This is a genomic window from Verminephrobacter eiseniae EF01-2, from assembly GCF_000015565.1.
GTDB lineage: Bacteria > Pseudomonadota > Gammaproteobacteria > Burkholderiales > Burkholderiaceae_C > Acidovorax > Acidovorax eiseniae.
In genome coordinates this window covers 2002517-2020680 of the sequence record NC_008786.1, presented here as the reverse complement: position 1 = coordinate 2020680, position 18164 = coordinate 2002517, and the positions used below count along the sequence as shown (strand labels likewise).

Below are 18164 nucleotides of genomic sequence, written 5' to 3'. Positions count from 1 at the left end.
ATCCACCCCCAGGAGGCAGCCCGATGAATTTCACCCCCGACGCCGAGCAGACGCTGCTGCGCGAGAACATCCGACGCTTCATGAAAAGCCAGGTCGCGCCGCTGGTCGCCAGGCATGACGCCGACAAGAGCTTTCCGTTCGAGCTCCTCGAGGAACTGGCGCAGTTCGGCTACATCGGCGGCAGGTTGCCGCAGGCCGAAGGCGGCATGGACCTGGACTCGCTCACCTGGGCCATGCTGATGGAGGAGGCCGGCTACGCCTGGCTGTCGCTGCGCACCATGCTCAACATCACGAACGGCTCGATCCACAAAATCGCCGCCGAGGGCACGCCCGAGCAAAAGGAGCGCTTCCTCCAGCCGCTGCTGGCCTCGCAGCGCCGCTGCTTTACCGCCATCAGCGAGCCGGGCACAGGCTCGAACATCGCGCAGGTCCAGACCCGCGCCGATCTCCAGGGCGACCACTACGTGCTCAACGGCCGCAAGCTCTGGATCAGCAACGGCGCGTTTGCCGACTTCGGCATCGTGGTCGCGCGCACCTTCAGCCCCGACTGCCAGGGCCAGTTGTCCACCTTCCTGGTCGAGCGCGCCGTCTCGCCCTACGAGATGCGCCGCGTAGACACCATGGTGCTGCGCAGCACCGGCACCGCCGAGCTCGGCTTCGACCAGGTGAAAGTGCCGCGCGCCAACCTGCTCGGCGCCGAGGGCGGCGCGCTCAAGCGCATGCTGGCGGGGCTGGACGGCGCGCGCGTCAACATCGCGATGGGCGCGGTCGGCGCGGCGCAGGCGGCGCTGGACCTGTCCATCGACTACGCGCGCACCCGCAGCCAGTTCGGCCGGCCGATCGGCAGCTTCCAACTGGTGCAAAAGCTCATCGTCGACATGACGGTGCGCGTGCAAGCCGCGCGGGCGCTGGGCCTGCGCGCTGCGGCAGCGCTCGGCACGCAGGACGCGCGCATGGCCTCCTGCATCGCCAAGCTCTACGCCACCGAGGCCGCGCACGAGGTGGCGAGCATGGCGCTGCAGGTGCACGGCGGCCTGGGCTACGCGAGCGATTACCCGATCGAGCGCATCTTCCGCGACACGCGCGGCGGCACCATCCCCGAGGGCACGACCGAAGTCCAGACGCTGATCGTCGGGCGCGAGATCCTCGGCATCTCGGCCATCGCCTGAAAAGGAACACCCAAGGAACACCCCCATGGAGCACCACCGCCCGGCCGACCTGGCGCGCCTGATCCATCCGCGCTCGATCGCCCTCGTCGGCGCATCCGAGCGCGCGGGCAGCATCGGCGAACGCACGCTCACCAACCTGCTCACGCATTCCGAACTGGCCGGCCCGCTGTATCTGGTCAACCCGAGCCGGCCCGAACTGCGCGGCCAGCGCTGCTGGCCCAGCGTCGCGGCGCTGCCGGCCACGCCCGATGTGGTGGTGGTTGCCGTGCCCGCCAGCGGCGTGCTCGCGGTGATCGAGGACTGCGCAGCGCGCGGCGTGGCCTTCGCGGTCATCCTGAGCTCGGGCTTTGGCGAGGCCGGCGACCAGGGCCGGCGCCAAGAGCAGCGCCTGCAAGAGATCGCCGCGCGCAGCGGCCTGCGCCTGTACGGCCCGAACTGCCCGGGCCTGACCAACGTCAACCAGCGCCTGGGCCTGACCTTCTCGCCCTCATTCCCGCATGACCTCGTCAAAGGCCCGATTGGCCTGGCGACGCAGGGCGGCGGACTCGGGCGCAACGTGATGCAGGCGATGGAGCGCGGCATCGGCATCGGCTTGTGGGCATCGACCGGCAACGAGGTCGACCTGCAGGTGGCCGATTTCATCCACTACATGGCCGATGCGCCCGACATCCGGGTCATCGTCAGCTTGCTCGAAGGCATCAAGGACGGCCCGAAATTCGTCGCCGCCGTGCAGCGCGCGGCGGCCAACGGCAAGCCGGTGATCGTGCTCAAGGTCGGCAAGTCGGAATACGGCCGGCGCGCGGCGCAGTCGCACACCGCCGCGCTGACCGGCTCGGCGCAGGTCAACAGCGCCATCTTTCGGCAGTTCGGCGTGGTCGAGGTCGACGACATCGACGAACTGGCAGACACCGCGTGGCTGTTCGCGCGCGCCATGCCCGGCGCCCGGGAGGCGCTGGGCATCTACTGCTCATCGGGCGGCACGGCGGCGCTCACCGCAGACGCCGTCGGCGCCGCCGGACTCAGGCTCGCGGCCTTCACGCCCGAGACCACGGCGCTGCTGCGCGCCCGGCTGCCGGACTACGCCGCCATCGGCAACCCGGTCGATACCACCGCCATGGTGCTCAGCGACCAGAGCGTGGTCGAGACCACGCTGGGCCGCGTGGCCAGCGATGCCAACCTGGGCCTGACCATCGTGCCCATCGCCCTGGACTACGGCGCAAGCACCACGCGCATGGCCGATTGCATCATCCACGCGCAACAGGGCTGCGCCGCGCCCATCGTGCCGATCTGGATGAGCGACCGGCTCGGCGAAGGCTACCAGCGGCTCGTCGCCGCAGGCTTTGCGCCGCCGCGCTCGGTGGGCAAGGCGGTATCGGCCATCAGGCGCTGGGTGGAATACGGGCGCCACCGGCGCGCCAACCCCGACGTCGGAGCGCTCCAGCGCCCGCTCGCGCAGCCCGGCCAGCGATCGCACGATGGCGGCGCAACGCGCAGCCTCGGTGAAGCACAGGCCAAGCAAATGCTGCAACAGGCCGGTGTCAGGCTGATGCCGAACGCGCTCGCCAAGAGCGCCGACGAAGCGCTCGCGCACGCCGGGCGCATCGGCTACCCGGTGGTTGCCAAGATCGTCAGCGCGGACATCGCGCACAAGTCCGACATCGGCGGCGTGCAAGTCGGCCTGCGCGATGCCGCGCAGTTGCAAGCGGCCTGGCACACGATCATGAGCACCGTCACGGCGCGGCAACCCGGCGCGCGCATCGCCGGCCTGCTGATCGAGAAAATGGCCGCGCCCGGCAGTGTCGAGCTGATGATCGGCGTGACGCGCGACCCGGTGTTCGGCCATGTGCTGACCTTCGGCCTTGGCGGCATCTACGTCGAGCTTCTGCGCCACGTCACGCGCCGCCTGCTGCCGATCGCCGCGCGCGATGCGGCGGCCATGGTGCACACGGTGCGCGCGCTGCTCGGCGGCGCACGCGGCCAGCCGCCCGCCGACATCGCCGCGCTCGAAGAACTGCTGGTGCGCATCTCCGACTTCGTGCTGCGCCACGCAGACCGCATCGAAGAATTGGAACTGAACCCGGTCTGGGTCGGCGCCAAAGGCCAGGGCGCAATACCGCTGGACGCGCTGATCATCGAGCGCACCGGAGCCGCCGCATGACGGCCGGCACCGCGCCGCCACCGCTGGCCGACATCACCGTCATCGATTTCAGTGAACTGCTGCCCGGCCCGTTTTTCACGCAAAACCTGGCCGAACTCGGCGCGCGCGTCATCAAGATCGAACGCCCGCCCGGCGGCGACAACCTGCGGCGCATGGGCCCGGGCCTGTTCGATGCGCTCCACCGTGGCAAGCAAAGCCTGCTGGCCGACCTGAAGGACGAGGCGCAACGCGCCCGAGTGCGCGCACTGATCGGCCAGGCCGATGTGCTGGTCGAGTCCTACCGGCCCGGCGTGATGGCACGGCTGGGGCTGGACGCGGCCCGGGTGCGCGCCGAATTTCCGCGCCTGATCTACGTCTCGCTCAGCGGCTACGGGCAGCAAGGGCCTTGGGCCGACCTGCCGGGCCACGACATCAACTACCTGGCCGCCGCCGGCGTGCTGGCGGTGTCAGGCACCCCCGGCGGCGGGCCTGCGCAGAGCTTCGGCCTGCCGCTGGCAGACCTGTGCAGCGCGATGTATGCGCTGTCATCGACGCTCGCCGCGCTGTACCAACGCCAGCACACCGGCGCCGGCCAGCACCTCGATGTGGCGCTGGCAGACTGCGCGCTGCACTGGATGAATCCGCGCCTGGCCGCATACCGCGAGGCCGGCGCGCACACACTGGCGGAGCAGCGCCAGGCCACGCTGGTCAAGCCCGCCTATGGCGCCTTCGCCTGCCGCGACGGTCGGCATCTTTCCATCGCCGCGCTCGAAGACCATTTCTGGGCGCGGCTGTGCCAGGCGCTGGACCTTGCGCCCTACGCCACTGCGGCCTTGCGCCAGATGCCGGCGCGCAAGGCCATGGCCGGCGCCATCAATGCCCGCATCGCCGAAGTCTTGGCCGAGCGTGACCTGAACGAGGTTTTCACCTTGCTGCAAAAGCACGACATCCCCGCAGCACCCGTGATCGGGCCGTCAGAGCTGGCCGCCCTGCCGCAGTTTGCGCAGCGCGACAAGTTCGAGGCCGAGGCCGGCCAAAGGCTCCCGCTGGCGCGCTACCCGGTGGCCATGGCCGGCGTGCGGCCGGGCCGGCTCGGCGTCGCGCCGGTGCTGGGCAATGCGCGAGCCTGACCACCGGTCGGGGCGGGGAATGGGGGAGGATGAAAGGATGAAGGAGGGTGGCAAGCGCACCGCTGCACGGCATTGGCGCCAGCGGGGCCCCGGTGCACCGCGCGCAGTCGGCACCGTTTGCGCCAACGCCAGCGCGGCATGCCGGCACGACCTGAAGGGGCATGGATGCGGATATTTTGCTTTCAGTCCATGGATATGCCGCCACCAGATACAGCCCACGACCATCCCGTTTTTGTCGCGCCGTCGAAGCCCGATGCGGGCAAGCCCAGTGCTTACTGGCGCATGCCAATGGCAAGGCGGGTCATTGCATTCATCAGCGCGATGGCGAAGGTCAGATCGGAAATTTCCTGATCGCTGAAATGCTCCTTCAGCGGGAAGAAGGCTTCGTCCGGGGCATGGGTATCGGCCACATGGGTCAGCGATTCGGCCCACTCCAATGCCGACTTCTCGCGCTGGCTGAACTGGGAACTGACGCGCCAGCCGGCCAGTTCGGCCAGACGACGATCCGTCTCATTGCGCTCACGCAAGGTTTTGGTGTGCATATTCAGGCAATACGAACAACCGTTGATCTGCGCGACGCGCAGATAGACAAGTTCGATCAATGGCAGACCCAGGGGACTGGCCTCCAGATCGACCTTGATTTGACGCAACCCTTGCAATAGCTGTGGTGAAAGTTCGTAGTACGGAAGGCGCAAACTGCTTTTCATGGTGCAAGCTCCGGTGTGGACGATGATGAAAGTTGAGAGTGTGCGCCATGCATCGATGCGTCTGCCAACACCCCCCAACCAAAATTGAGCAGCACTCCAGCCAGCAGACCCGCACTGATGCCCTGTGGAATTTTTTTGATGAAGGCGTCGAATACGCCTGTGATGCCAAGCAATAGAACCATGGTGCCTGCCACCAGATATGCACCCATGAGCCTGGTTCAGGCAGTGACCCGATCAGCAGGACTGCGCCGGGCGTAGACCAGGCAGTGATGACAGGCATTTTGTAACGCACGCCGCGCCACCAACCAAGCGCGCCACTGCCCATGGAGATAGCCCCAATTGGGGGCTGCAATCTTGTGACGGCACTGTCTGAGTCGCCATGAAAAATCACCAAACGGACACTGCGCCAGAAAGCAGGGGCTTGGCAGATCAGGGTGTAGAATGCAGGCCATCGGAGCGTAGCGCAGCCTGGTAGCGCATCTGCTTTGGGAGCAGGGGGTCGCGAGTTCGAATCCCGCCGCTCCGACCAACGTCTGAAGGCCTTGCGGCGCGTTTGCCGCAAGGCCTTTTTTCTTGTCCTTTTGTCACAAGACCCGCACCCCGGCCCATCCACCAAAGCGCGGCTGCAAGCGCCAAGCCCTGAAGGCCGTGGGACAGTGGGGCCAGCAACTCGGCGGCCTGAGCGCTGACGCCCTCGATCGTCGCTTCGGACATGGGCCGGTCGAACAGGCCGCCCATCAGGTCGCGCGCGTTTTCGGCAAGCGCCCGCTGAACTCCACTTACTCGATCTTGGCCTTGGCGCGCAGCTCTTCCTGGTATTTGGCCTGCTTTTGCTGCAGCAATTGCTGGGCTACCTGGGGCTTGACATCTTCGAGCTTGGGCAATTGGATCGGGCGCATATCGTCCAGGCGGATCACATGCCAGCCAAACTGGCTCTTGACCGGGGCATCGGTCATCTTGCCTTGGTCCAGCTTGATCAGGGCCTCGGTGAATTCGCTCACATAGCTTGCCGGGCTGGCCCAGCCCAGGTCACCACCCTTGGCGCCGGAGCCCGGGTCCTTGGACTGCTTCTTGGCAATGTCCTCGAACTTGGCGCCCTTTTTGATGGCCGCGATGATGGCCTTGGCGTCGGCCTCCTTGTCCACCAGGATGTGGCTGGCCTTGTATTCCTTGCCGTTGTTGGCGGCAACGAACTTGTCGTATTCGGCCTGGGTTTCGGCGTCGGTCACGGGGTTGGCCTTGCGGAAATCGGCGAACAGCGCGTTGATCAAAATCGCCTCGCGGGCCAGTTCCATTTGGTTCTTGTAGTCTGCCGAGCCTTCCAGGCCACGCTCGAGCGCTGCCTGTACGAGGACTTCACGGTCGATGACTTCGGCGTTGATCTGCTTTTCTATCTCTGGCGTCACGGGGCGGCCCGAGCGTTCCAACTGCTGCCGGAGCATGTCGGCGCGCTCCTTGGGCACGGGCTTGCCATTGACGATGGCGATGTTCTGGGCGGAAACGGGCGGGGCGGCCAGGCCCAGCAGGGCTGCGGCGATCAGGCCGGACAGGAGCTGTTTCTTCATGCGAAGTCCAAAAGATGAGGCAGTCGCCGGCAGGCAACCGGATGACGGGATGATGAGGTGAGGTAAGGAGAAAGAGGTCGGCTCAAAGAACTTCAATGGCCAGGGCGTGGACGCCTTGGCCCATGAATTCTTGCAGCGCATCATACACAAGGCGGTGCTGCGCCAGCCGGGAGCGCCCTGTAAAAAGAGGTGACGCGATGCGCACCCGGATATGGCTGCCCTGGCCGGTGTCGTTGGCTCCGGCATGGCCTGCATGGGCGGCACTTTCGTCGAGCACTTGCAGCCGGGTGGGCACCAGCCGCTCCAGCAGGCGCTGGTGGATTCGTTGTGCCGTGCCGGTCATGTGCGCCCCTGGTTTTTCAGGTGCGGCGCAATATAAAGACCCTGGCCGATCAGAAAGACCAGCGGGAAGACATAGCCCCAGAGTTTGAAGTCCACCCAGGCATCGGTGCTCCAGTGCAGCACCACGTAGGCGTTGATGGCCGACATGAAGGCGCAATAAGCGATCCAGGCCCAATTCAGACGCAACCACACCATGTCCGGCAAGGCCAGTTGGCTGCCCAGCAGCAGTTTCAGGAAGTTTTTCTTCAGGGCCCACAGGGTCAGCGCCAGTGCGACGGACATGGCGCCATAAAGCACCGTCGGTTTCCACTTGATGAAGCGGTCATCTTGCAGCGCCAGCGTCAGCGCACCAAACGACAAGATCAGCGCCAGCGTGACCTTGTGCATGGTTTGCAGGCGCCGGTCGATGGCGTAGATCAGCGCCATCTGCAGCGCCGTGGCGGCCATCAGCACGGCCGTGGCCACATAGATGCCGTAGAGCTTGTAGCTCCCGAAGAACAGCACGATGGGCAGGAAGTCGAGCAGGATTTTCATGGGGAGGGATGGGTCGCAATGGAGACGCGGGGCCTTCGGTTTTTTATGCCTTGCCGGATTCAAAGTCCAGCGCAGCCGAGTTCATGCAATAGCGCAAGCCGCCGGGGGCCGGGCCATCATCGAAGACATGGCCCAGATGCGCCCCGCATTGTGCACATACCGTTTCCGTGCGCAGCATGCCGTGGCTGCGGTCTGCGATGCGGGTGATCGCGCCCGGGATGGCTTGGCAAAAGCTCGGCCAGCCGCAGCCGGCGTCGAATTTGCTGTCCGAGTCGAACAGCTTGGCGCCGCAGCAGATGCAGTGGTAGCTGCCATCGGCCCAGTGGGCTTGGTACTTGCCGGTAAAGGGGCGCTCGGTGGCGGCATGGCGCGTTACCTGCAAGGCCATCGGCTCGGCGCCCTTGGCGTGCAGGATGGCTTGCCACTGGGCGTCGGTTTTCTGGACGGGGGCATTCATGATGAGCAACTGATGGCGATGGTGGCGGCCCAGTCGGGCGGAAAGGCGGCGTAGGCATCATGCCCCGGGTGCTCGTCGAAGGGGCGCTCGAGCAGCCGCAAAAGGGTTTCGATGGCGCCAAAGTCGCCCTGCTGCGCGGCGCGGATGGCTTGTTCGCCCAGATGGTTGCGGAGCACGAATTTAGGGTTGGTCTTGAGCATCATGCCGGCCATCTGCGCGTGATCCATATGCGTCGTATGCTCTGAAAACAATAGCAACCAGCGCTCCGCATCCGCGCGCTGTGCAAACAGCGCGCGCACCGGCTCGAAATCGCCGCAGCCCACGGCCTGCGACAGGCGGCGCCAGAAGATGGTGTAGTCGACCCGATGGCGCGCCAGCAGCATGAGGACGCCATCGATCAACGCGGCATCGCCGTCACGCGCCTGCAACAGGCCCAGCTTGGCGCGCATGCCGGCCATGAACTCGGCGGAAAAGACGCCGGGGTAGGATGCCAGCGCAGCCAGGGCGCCGTCCCGCTCGCCGATCAGCGGCAACAGGGCCTGCGCCAGGCACAGCAGGTTCCAGTACGCCACATCGGGCTGGCGCTGATAGGCATAGCGGCCCTGGGTGTCGCTGTGATTGCAGCGATGCTCGGGGATGAAGGCGTCGAGAAACTGGAACGGGCCATAGTCCATGGTCAGGCCCAGGATGCTCATGTTGTCGGTGTTCATCACCCCATGGCAAAAGCCCACCGCCTGCCACTGGGCCATGAGCCTGGCCGTGCGTTCGCTGACGGCCTGCAACAGGGCGGCATACGGGTTGGCAGCGCCGGCGCGGCATTGCGGGTAGTAGCGGGCGATGACGTAGTCGGCCAGGGCTTGCAACTGCGGCGTCTGGCGTTGGGCGCAAAAATGCTCGAAATGGCCGAAGCGCACAAAACTGGGCGCCACGCGCGTGACCACGGCGGCCGTCTCGGTCTCTTCGCGCCGCACCGGGGCCGGCGAGCCGGTGATGCACAGCGCGCGCGTCGTCGGAATGCCCAGGCCGTGCATGGCTTCACTGCACAGGAATTCACGGATGCTCGAGCGCAGCACTGCGCGCCCGTCGCCCATGCGCGAGTAGGGCGTGCGACCTGCGCCCTTGAGCTGGATTTCCCAGCCCGCGGCGGTCTCGCCCAGCATGATTGCGCGGCCGTCGCCCAGTTGCCCGGCCCATACGCCGAACTGGTGGCCGCCGTAGACGCTGGCCAAAGGGCGTGCACCAGCCAGCGGGCCGTTGCCGGTGAAGGCTTGCAGGGCCGCGTCGCTGTGCAGCCAGGCCGCATCGAGGCCGAGCAGCCGGGCCACGGCGCTGCTGCGGCCGACCCAGTGCGCAGCGGGCAGCGGGCTGGGGCGCAGTTCGGTGAAAAAGTCGGCCCCCAGGGCAGCAAAACCATGCTGCCATGCCAAACCGGTATCGGCACCGGCGCTGCTGTCGCTGACTGTGGCTGTGGCTGTGGCTGTGGGCAGGTTCATGGCCCCGATTGTCTCGTACCGCACAGGCCCTGGCGCTGGCAGGGCCATCTGCGCGCGCCCATCGAACGGGCACACCGGCATTGGGGGATCTGTGGAAATGGGCGCCAGCGCGCTACCATGCCCGCTTCTTTTCATAACCTCTTTTGCAACCCGTCCAAGGAGCACTTCCATGCTGGGCCTGATACAAGATCAACCATTGCTGATCTCATCGATGATCGAGTTTGCCGAACGCCACCATGGCGACACCGAGATCGTTTCCCGTCGGGTCGAGGGGGACATCCATCGCTACAACTACCGCGAGCTTGGCCTGCGTGCCCGGCGCCTGGCCAATGCGCTCGACAAGCTCGGGCTGCTGTTCAGCGACAGGGTCGCCACCCTGGCCTGGAACGGCTACCGCCACATGGAGATGTACTTCGGCGTCAGTGGCTCGGGCCGCGTTCTGCACACCATCAACCCGCGCCTGCATCCCGAGCAGATCGCCTGGATCATGAACCATGCCGAAGACCAGTTGCTGTGCTTTGACCTGAGCTTTTTGCCCCTGGTGCAGGCCGTGCATGCCAAATGCCCTGGCGTCAAGCATTGGGTGGCCTTGTGCAACGCAGACCGGCTGCCGGCAGACTCCGGCATCCCTGGCCTTTTGAGCTATGAGGACTGGATCGGCGCGCAGTCGCCGGACTATGCATGGCCCCGGTTCGACGAGAACTCGGCCTCCAGCATGTGCTACACCAGCGGCACCACGGGCAACCCCAAGGCCGCCCTCTACAGCCACCGCTCGACCACGCTGCATGCCTACGCAGCGGCCTTGCCCGACGTGATGTGCTTGTCGGCGCGCGACTCGGTGCTGCCCGTGGTGCCGATGTTCCATGTCAATGCCTGGGGCATTCCGTACTCGGCGGCGCTGATGGGCTGCAAGCTGGTGTTTCCCGGGCCGGCGATGGATGGCAAGTCGATCTACGAACTGATCGAGGCCGAACAGGTCAACTACGCCGCCGGCGTGCCCACCGTCTGGCAGATGATGCTCGGCCACATGAAGCCTGCGGGGCTCCGGTTCTCGACATTGCGGCGCACCGTGATTGGCGGCTCGGCATGCCCGCCGGCGATGATCCACACCTTCAAGGAAGACTATGGCGTCGAGGTGCTGCACGCCTGGGGCATGACCGAGATGAGCCCGCTGGGCACGCTGTGCACCCTGAAGAGCAAGCACCTTGCGTACCCCAAAGACGAGCAGATGAAGCTCCTGCAAAAACAGGGCCGCGCGATCTACGGCGTCGACCTGAAGATCGTGGACGGCGATGGCAAGGAACTGCCCTGGGATGGCAAGACCTACGGGGACCTGCTGGTCCGTGGCCCATGGATCGTGAACGGCTACTTCAAGGGCGAGGGGGGCGACCCGCTCATCGAGGACGAACAAGGCCGGCGCTGGTTCCCGACCGGGGATGTGGCCACCATAGACGCCGACGGCTTCATGCAGATCACCGACCGCAGCAAGGACGTGATCAAGTCCGGGGGCGAGTGGATCAGCTCGATCGCGATCGAAAACCTGGCCATGGCGCACCCCGCCGTCGCCATGGCCGCCTGCGTGGGCATGCCGCACCCCAAGTGGGACGAGCGCCCCATCGTGGCCGTGGTCAAACGCCCCGGCGCGCAGCTCACGCGCGAGGAGATGCTGGCGTTCTACGAGGGCAAGGTCGCCAAGTGGCAAATCCCCGATGACGTGGTGTTCGTCGAAGCCATCCCGCTGGGCGCCACCGGCAAGATGCTCAAGACCAAACTGCGCGAGCAGCTCAAAGGCTACCAACTGCCGAGCCTGTAACCGGCGTTGCCAGGCCGCAGGCGACGGGAATGGGCATTGCGCCACCTCGTAGGGGCAATCCCTGGGCAGCGTCCGGTGCAAACACGCTACGCTGCGGGGCACTTGTCTACAAGGAGTTACGCAATGAAATGTGCCCTCAAGTTTGCAGCGGCCTCGGTCATCCTGGCGGGCGCCTGCGGGGCCTCTGCGCAAAAAGGCGAGACGGTGAAAGTGGCCTGGATCGACCCGCTGTCGGGCCTGATGGCGTCGGTCGGAACGAACCAGCTCAAGAGCTTTCAGTTCGTTGCCGAAGAGTTCTTCAACAAGAAGAATGCCGCTGGCGTCAAATTTGAAATCATCGCCATCGACAACAAGCTCAGCCCGCAAGAGACCACCAGCGCTTTGCGCTCGGTCATCGACCAGGGGGTGCGCTATGTGATACAGGGCAACGGCTCCGGTCCGGCCTTGGCCATCATCGACGCGCTGGAAAAGCACAACGCGCGCAATCCCGGCAAGGAAGTCCTGTACCTGAACCACGCGGCCGTGGACCCGGATCTGACCAACAGCCGGTGCAGTTACTGGCATTTCCGTCTGGATGCCGACACCTCGATGAAGATGGAGGCGCTGACCACGTACATGAAGGACATGCCCGGAATCAAGAAGATCTACCTGATCAACCAGAACTACTCGCATGGCCACCAAGTCTCGAAGTTCGCCAAGGAGATGATGCGGCGCAAGCGCCCGGACGTGCAATTCGTCGGCGACGACCTGCACCCGCTGGCGCAGGTACGCGACTTTGCGCCCTATATCGCGAAGATCAAGCAGTCCGGCGCCGACACCGTGATCACCGGCAACTGGGGCCCGGACCTGGCGCTGCTGATCAAGGCGGCCAACGATGCCGGCTTGAACCATGTCGCCTTCTACACCTACTACGCCTCCGTCATCGGCGGACCCACGGCGATCGGCGCCGCCGCTGCGGGACGGGTGTACATGGTGGCGTATGCCCACCCCAATCTGCCGGGCGAGATCAACAAGATCGTTGTCGACTTCGAAAAGAAGTTCGGCGAAGACATGTTCACGCCCTCGGTCTACCACGCCTACTCGCTGCTCGCCGCAGGCTTTGCCAAAGCCCGCTCGACCGACCCCGTGAAGGTGGCCGCAGCGCTCGAAGGTCTGAAATTCAACAGCTTCAACGGTGAGGTCGAGATGCGCAAGACCGACCACCAACTCCAGCAAGGGCTGTTCATCTCGAAGTGGGACAAGGCCGGCGGCAAGTTCCCTATCGATGCTGAAAAAACCGGCTACACCTTCATCCCGGTGCAGTACTTCGAGCCCTATGTGGCCAGCACGCCCACCTCGTGCCAAATGAAGCGGCCGTGAGCGCCGCGCGGCCGCCCGAAAGCGCTCATGCCGTCGCCGAAGGCGAAGGCACCCCAGTGAGCGCCAAGCCCTGGGCCTGGCGTTTGCGCGGCGCCCAAAGGCGGAAATGAGCAAGGGTAAACCCTGATCCTGGCCCCATGGCAACCCGCTAGGCTACGGGGCTTTGTAACGAGGAGACACCCTATGCAACGGGCCATCAAGGCTGTAGCGGCCTCGATCATCTTGGCAAGCGCCTGCGGGGTCTCCGCGCAAAAAGGCCAGACAGTGAAAATTGCCTGGATCGACCCGTTGTCGGGTCTGATGGCGGCGACGGGAACCAACCAGCTCCAGAGCTACCAGTTCATGGCGGAAGAGTTTTTCAACAAGAAGAATGCTGCCGGCGTCAAATTTGAAATCATCGCCGTAGACAACAAGCTCAGCCCGCAAGAGACCACCAGCGCTTTGCGCTCGGCCATCGACCAGGGGATGCGCTACGTGGTGCAGGGCAACGGCTCCGGCCCGGCGCTGGCCATCATCGACGCGCTGGAAAAGCACAACGCGCGCAATCCCGGCAAGGAAGTCCTGTACCTGAACTACGCGGCCGTGGACCCGGACCTGACCAACAGCCGGTGCAGCTACTGGCATTTCCGTCTGGATGCCGACACCTCGATGAAGATGGAGGCGCTGACCACGTACATGAAGGACATGCCCGGAATCCAAAAGATCTACCTGATCAACCAGAACTACTCGCATGGCCAGCAAGTCTCGAAGTTCGCCAAAGAGATGATGAAGAACAAGCGCCCGGACGTGCAGTTCGTCGGCGACGACCTGCACCCGCTGGCGCAGGTGCGCGACTTTGCGCCCTATATCGCGAAGATCAAGCAATCCGGCGCCGACACCGTGATCACCGGCAACTGGGGCTCGGACTTGGCGCTGCTGATCAAGGCGGCCAATGATGCGGGCCTGAACCATGTCGCCTTCTACACCTACTACGCGGCGAGCGTGGGCAGCCCCACTGCGCTGGGCGCCACTGCGGCGGGGCGGGTCTACACCGTCAATTACGGGCACCTGAACCTGCCGGGCGAGATCAACAAACTGGTTCTCGGCTACAAGAAAAAGTTCGCCGGCGACATGACCACCAGTGCCATCTACCATGTGTTCGCCATGCTCGCGGAAGGCTTTGCCAGAACCGGCTCGACCGACCCCGTGAAAGTGGCCGCCGTGCTCGAAGGAATGAAATTCAACAGCTTCAACGGCGAGGTCGAGATGCGCAAGGCCGACCACCAGATCCAGCAAGGGCTGTTCATCTCGAAGTGGGACAAGGCCGGTGGCAAGTTCCCCATCGACTATGAAAACACCGGCTACGCCTTCATCCCGGTGAAGTACTACGCGCCCTATGTGGCCAGCACGCCCACCTCGTGCCAGATGAAGCGGCCGACATGACCGTCCGTGTCGACGCCCTGGCAACGCCTGCAGGCCCGAACGACACGGGCTTTTTTTGACCCCCTGCAACGAAAAATTCCAATGAATGCCGAATTCTTCGTGACCTCCTTGTTGAACGGCATCAGCTACGGGCTGCTGCTGTTCATGCTCAGTTCCGGCATCACGCTGATCTTCAGCATGATGGGCGTGCTCAACTTTGCCCATGCCAGCTTTTACATGCTGGGCGCTTATTTCGCGTTCACCATCTCCGGGCTGCTGGGCTTTGGGCTGGCGCTGGTGATCGCGCCCCTGCTCGTCTTTGCGCTGGGCGCCGCGTTCGAGCGCTATTGCCTGCGCCGGGTGCATCCATTCGGACATGTGCCGGAACTGCTGGTGACCTTTGGCCTGTCGTACCTGATCCTTGAAGTGGTGCAACTGGTGTGGGGCCGTTCCACCGTGCCCTATGGGCTGCCCGGGTGGCTGGAAGGCCCGCTGTTCACGCTGTACGGCACGCAGTTTCCCCGGTCGCGCTCGTTCGTGATGCTGGTGGCCTTGCTGATGCTGGCCTCGGTATGGTTGCTGCTGACGCGCACGCGCATTGGCCTGGTGATACAGGCGGCGCTCAAATACCCAGAGATGGTCGAGGCGCTGGGCCACAACGTGCCACGGGTCTTCATGCTGGTGTTCGGCGGTGGCGCGGCGCTGGCCGCGCTGGCCGGCGTGATCGGTGGCAACACCTACGTCACCGAGCCGGCGATGGCGGCCTCGGTCGGCTCCATTGTCTTCGTGGTGGTCGTGGTGGGGGGCATGGGCTCGCTGCCCGGGGCTTTTCTGGCGTCGCTGCTGATCGGGCTGGTGCAGACCTTTGCGGTGGCGCTGGACTATTCGCTGATCAGCGTCTTCGCGGCTGTGGGCCTGGCGGTGACCGAGCAGAGCTTTGGCTACCCGGTGCTCAAACTGACGATCTCCCAGGTGGCGCCAATCCTGCCGTATCTGTTTCTGGTGCTGATCCTGATCTTTCGCCCCAAGGGCTTGCTGGGCACGCGCGTGAGTTGAAAAAGTGACACCCTGCCCCCTGTGTCGTGCCCGTGTCGCGTCTGCGTCGCCTGCATCCCGAAGGGCGGCCCGTTCGGCTATCGCCCGGCGCCACCGGCGGCGCTGCGTTCCCGGTCTGGGGCCATGCCCGTTTCATGCGCCGTGGCTGGCGCGTCGTGTGATGGAAAACTGATGTGATGAATTCCGCTGTCCCGAATGCCATGCTCCGCTCCAAGCCCTGGAACCGGGGGCGCCTGATCGTCTGGACCCTGTTTGCCATCACGCTGCTCGTCGCGCCGATGCTGTTGCGCAGCGGTCTGGCGCTGACCATGCTCTCGCAGATCGGCTACATGATCATCATCTGTCTGAGCTACAACATGTTGCTCGGGCAGGGGGGGATGCTCAGCTTCGGCCATGCGGTCTATACCGGCCTGGGCTCGTTCATTGCGATCCACGCGATGAACCTGGCCGGCAAGGGCAGTTGGCAGATTCCGCTGGTGCTGATTCCGCTGGTGGGCGGTCTGGCCGGGGCCTCGTTTGCGGTCTTGCTGGGCTTTGTCACCACCAAGAAGGCGGGCACCACGTTTGCGATGATCACGATGGGCGTGGGCGAACTGGTGGCCTCGATGGCGCTGATGCTGCCCGAGTTCTTCGGCGGCGAGGGCGGCATCACCACCGACCGGGTGTACGGCCAGCCGTTCCTGGGCTGGAGCTTCGGGCCGGCGATCGAGGTGTATTACCTGATTGCCGCCTACTGCTTTGTCTGCACTGCGGCGATGTTTGCGTTCACCGGCACGCCGCTGGGCCGCATTCTGAACGCCGTGCGCGACAACCCCGAGCGTGTCGAATTCATCGGCTACGACACGCAGCGGGTGCGCTACTTCGCGTTCATCATCGCGGGCTTTTTCGCCGGCATCGGCGGCGGCCTGACCACGATCAACTTCGAGATCATCACCGGCGCCGACAGCTTGAGCATCGTGCGCTCCGGGGGCTACCTGTTGTTCACCTTCCTGGGCGGGGCCACGTTCTTTTTCGGCCCCATCATCGGCGCGGTGCTGCTGGTGCTGGCCTCGGTGCTGCTGGCCGAACTGACCAAGGCTTGGCCGCTGTATCTGGGCCTGGTGTTCCTGTTCATGGTGATGTATGCGCCCGGCGGCGTGGCCAGCCTGATCATGATGAACCTGCGGCTGGCCAGGTTTGGCAAGCTGCGCCAACTGTGGCCCGCGTACCTGGGGTTGGGCGGCACGGCCTTGGTGGGTGTGACGGGCATGGCCTGCATGGTGGAGATGGCCTACCACTTGCAGCTCAACGCTGCGCTCGGGCCGGTGCTGAGCTTCCTGGGGACAGCGCTGAACGCCAACGGCGCGGGCAGTTGGGCCGGCGCCGGCCTGGTGATGGTCACGGGCTTCGGTCTGTTTGAACTGTGCCGCCGCCGGTTTGTGCGCCGCTGGAGCCGGATTCAGGAAGAAATCGAACATGCGAACAAGTAATCAGGCGCCGGCCATGGGGGCGAACGACGCCGGCCCGGCGCTGGAACTGCGCGACCTGCGCAAGAGCTTCGGCAGGACTGAAATCATCCGTGGCGCCAATTTGGCGGTCGCACCCGGCGAGCGGGTGGCCATCATCGGCCCCAACGGCGCGGGCAAGTCCACGCTGTTCAACCTGATCAGCGGGCGCTTCGTGCCCAGCAGTGGCGATGTGCTGCTGAACGGCCAGCGCATCAACGGGCTGGCGCCATATGAGATCAACCGCCGGGGGTTGTCGCGCAGCTTTCAGATCACGAACATCTTTCCCAAGCTGAGCGTGTTCGAGAACCTGCGCTGCGGCGTGCTTTGGAGCATGGGCTACCGGTACAGCTTTTGGCGCTTCCTGTCGCAACTGCACGATGCCAATGAGCGCACCCGGGAACTGATGGCGCTGATCGCGCTCGACCACAAGCGCGACACGCTGGCGCTGAACCTGACTTACGCCGAGCAGCGCGCGCTGGAGATCGGCATCACCATCGCCGGAGGTGCCAGCGTGATCTTGCTCGACGAGCCTACGGCCGGCATGAGCAAGACCGAAACCACGCACTTCATTGGCCTGATCAGGCAGGTCACCGAGGGCCGTACCCTGCTCACGGTGGAGCACGACATGGGCGTGGTGTTTGGCCTGGCCGACAAGATTGCGGTGGTGGTCTACGGCGAGGTGATCGCTTTCGACCGCCCGGAGAAAGTGCGCGCCAACCCGCAGGTGCAACAAGCCTATCTGGGCACGGTCGCCGACGACCTGCCGGGAGCACATTGACCCATGCTGACCATCGACAACCTGCATGCCTACTACGGCAAGAGCCATGTGCTGCATGGCGTGAGCTTCGACGTGGCGCCCGGCGAGATCGTGGCCCTGCTGGGGCGCAACGGCTCGGGCCGCTCCACCACTGCCAAGGCCATCATGGGCCTGGTCCACTGGGAGGGAGCGCTGCACTGGAAGGGGCAGGCGCTCGCCGGCAAGAAGGCTTACGAGATTGCCCACCTGGGGCTGGGCTATGTGCCGGAAAGCCGCGACGTATTCCCCAACCTCACGGTGCAGCAAAACCTGCTGCTCGGCCAAAAGGGCAATGGCAAGGCGGCAGGCAAGGGCAGCCGCTGGTCATTCGACGACATGTACCGGATGTTTCCGCTGCTCAAGGAGCGCCAGCACACCGAGGCCGGCGTGATGTCGGGCGGCGAGCAGCAGATGCTCACGCTGTGCCGCACGCTGATGGGCGACCCGGACCTGATCATCATCGACGAGCCGACCGAGGGCCTGGCGCCGAAGATCGTGGAACTGGTGGGGCAGTACCTGCAAACCATCAAGGCCCGGGGCATCTCGGTGCTGCTGATCGAGCAAAAGCTCACCATCGCGATGAAGATTTCTGACCGGGCATTGGTCATGGGCCATGGCGCCATCGTGTTCCAGGGCACGCCCGATAGCCTGCGGGCCGACAACGATATCCGCAAGGAATGGCTGGAGGTCTGACAGTTCGTTCCATTGGCCACCCACC

At 64.9% G+C, this 18164-nt stretch carries 18 protein-coding genes, 1 tRNA gene and 1 pseudogene; 12 read left to right on the top strand and 8 right to left on the bottom strand.

The genetic code is table 11. From position 1 onward, the window contains the following. The first annotated feature begins 23 nt into the window (after positions 1-23). From VEIS_RS08835 to VEIS_RS08825, 3 genes are read left to right on the top strand one after another with little or no spacing between them, the layout of a single operon-like run. Positions 24-1169 (top strand): acyl-CoA dehydrogenase family protein, encoded by a 1146-nt coding sequence (locus VEIS_RS08835; protein WP_011809569.1) that lies wholly within the window; start codon positions 24-26, stop codon positions 1167-1169. A gap of 25 nt (positions 1170-1194) precedes the next feature. Then, positions 1195-3327 (top strand): acetate--CoA ligase family protein, encoded by a 2133-nt coding sequence (locus VEIS_RS08830; protein ID WP_011809568.1) that lies wholly within the window; start codon positions 1195-1197, stop codon positions 3325-3327. Then, positions 3324-4436: a CaiB/BaiF CoA transferase family protein gene (locus tag VEIS_RS08825; protein WP_011809567.1), complete on the top strand. Its 1113-nt coding sequence runs from the start codon at positions 3324-3326 to the stop codon at positions 4434-4436. The genes VEIS_RS08830 and VEIS_RS08825 overlap by 4 nt, the downstream gene beginning before the upstream one ends. A gap of 272 nt (positions 4437-4708) precedes the next feature. Here the strand turns inward: VEIS_RS08825 and VEIS_RS08820 are convergent, their stop codons facing one another. The 3 genes and pseudogenes from VEIS_RS08820 to VEIS_RS31555 all read right to left on the bottom strand — a co-directional run. Further along, complete coding sequence (locus VEIS_RS08820) at positions 4709-5143, bottom strand: carboxymuconolactone decarboxylase family protein (protein WP_011809360.1); 435 nt, start codon at positions 5141-5143, stop codon at positions 4709-4711. Further along, positions 5140-5352, bottom strand: a complete 213-nt coding sequence (locus VEIS_RS31100) for a benzoate/H(+) symporter BenE family transporter (protein ID WP_011809566.1) — start codon at positions 5350-5352, stop codon at positions 5140-5142. The genes VEIS_RS08820 and VEIS_RS31100 overlap by 4 nt, the downstream gene beginning before the upstream one ends. A 20-nt stretch (positions 5353-5372) precedes the next feature. Beyond that, a pseudogene (locus VEIS_RS31555) lies at positions 5373-5534 on the bottom strand (benzoate/H(+) symporter BenE family transporter); the annotation flags it as partial. A gap of 61 nt (positions 5535-5595) precedes the next feature. On the opposite strand from VEIS_RS31555, the gene VEIS_RS08815 reads away from it, so the two are divergent. Beyond that, positions 5596-5672 (top strand) — tRNA-Pro (locus tag VEIS_RS08815). A gap of 250 nt (positions 5673-5922) precedes the next feature. Here the strand turns inward: VEIS_RS08815 and VEIS_RS08810 are convergent. The 5 genes from VEIS_RS08810 to VEIS_RS08790 all read right to left on the bottom strand — a co-directional run bounded on the left by VEIS_RS08810 (position 5923) and on the right by VEIS_RS08790 (position 9534). Continuing rightward, positions 5923-6708 (bottom strand): peptidylprolyl isomerase, encoded by a 786-nt coding sequence (locus VEIS_RS08810; protein ID WP_011809565.1) that lies wholly within the window; start codon positions 6706-6708, stop codon positions 5923-5925. Between the two features lie 82 nt (positions 6709-6790). Then, positions 6791-7051: a BolA family protein gene (locus VEIS_RS08805; protein ID WP_011809564.1), complete on the bottom strand. Its 261-nt coding sequence runs from the start codon at positions 7049-7051 to the stop codon at positions 6791-6793. Further along, the gene (locus tag VEIS_RS08800) at positions 7048-7584 is read right to left on the bottom strand and encodes a septation protein A (RefSeq protein ID WP_011809563.1); all 537 of its coding nucleotides are present in this window, start codon (positions 7582-7584) and stop codon (positions 7048-7050) included. Before VEIS_RS08800 ends, VEIS_RS08805 begins: the two co-directional genes overlap by 4 nt. A 43-nt stretch (positions 7585-7627) precedes the next feature. Continuing rightward, the gene (msrB, locus tag VEIS_RS08795; RefSeq protein ID WP_011809562.1) at positions 7628-8041 is read right to left on the bottom strand and encodes a peptide-methionine (R)-S-oxide reductase MsrB; all 414 of its coding nucleotides are present in this window, start codon (positions 8039-8041) and stop codon (positions 7628-7630) included. After that, positions 8038-9534, bottom strand: coding sequence for a protein adenylyltransferase SelO (locus VEIS_RS08790; protein ID WP_041950679.1), 1497 nt, complete (start codon positions 9532-9534; stop codon positions 8038-8040). Before VEIS_RS08790 ends, msrB begins: the two co-directional genes overlap by 4 nt. Positions 9535-9703: 169 nt before the next feature. Between VEIS_RS08790 and VEIS_RS08785 the strand changes: the two genes are divergently transcribed. From VEIS_RS08785 to VEIS_RS08755, 8 genes are all read left to right on the top strand, one after another. Further along, positions 9704-11347 (top strand): 3-(methylthio)propionyl-CoA ligase, encoded by a 1644-nt coding sequence (locus tag VEIS_RS08785; RefSeq protein WP_011809560.1) that lies wholly within the window; start codon positions 9704-9706, stop codon positions 11345-11347. 123 nt (positions 11348-11470) lie between these two features. Next, positions 11471-12706, top strand: coding sequence for a branched-chain amino acid ABC transporter substrate-binding protein (locus tag VEIS_RS08780; protein ID WP_011809559.1), 1236 nt, complete (start codon positions 11471-11473; stop codon positions 12704-12706). 183 nt (positions 12707-12889) lie between these two features. Then, positions 12890-14128, top strand: coding sequence for a branched-chain amino acid ABC transporter substrate-binding protein (locus VEIS_RS08775; protein ID WP_011809558.1), 1239 nt, complete (start codon positions 12890-12892; stop codon positions 14126-14128). An 81-nt stretch (positions 14129-14209) separates the two neighbouring features. Beyond that, a complete protein-coding gene (locus VEIS_RS08770; protein ID WP_011809557.1) occupies positions 14210-15163 on the top strand; it encodes a branched-chain amino acid ABC transporter permease in 954 nt (317 codons plus the stop codon). 32 nt (positions 15164-15195) lie between these two features. After that, complete coding sequence (locus tag VEIS_RS31095; RefSeq protein ID WP_265259624.1) at positions 15196-15324, top strand: hypothetical protein; 129 nt, start codon at positions 15196-15198, stop codon at positions 15322-15324. Positions 15325-15339: 15 nt separating this feature from the next. Further along, the gene (locus tag VEIS_RS08765) at positions 15340-16632 is read left to right on the top strand and encodes a branched-chain amino acid ABC transporter permease (protein WP_041949910.1); all 1293 of its coding nucleotides are present in this window, start codon (positions 15340-15342) and stop codon (positions 16630-16632) included. Further along, a complete protein-coding gene (locus VEIS_RS08760; RefSeq protein ID WP_011809555.1) occupies positions 16619-17428 on the top strand; it encodes an ABC transporter ATP-binding protein in 810 nt (269 codons plus the stop codon). The genes VEIS_RS08765 and VEIS_RS08760 overlap by 14 nt, the downstream gene beginning before the upstream one ends. Positions 17429-17431: 3 nt before the next feature. Continuing rightward, the gene (locus tag VEIS_RS08755) at positions 17432-18139 is read left to right on the top strand and encodes an ABC transporter ATP-binding protein (RefSeq protein ID WP_011809554.1); all 708 of its coding nucleotides are present in this window, start codon (positions 17432-17434) and stop codon (positions 18137-18139) included. Positions 18140-18164: the final 25 nt, after the last annotated feature.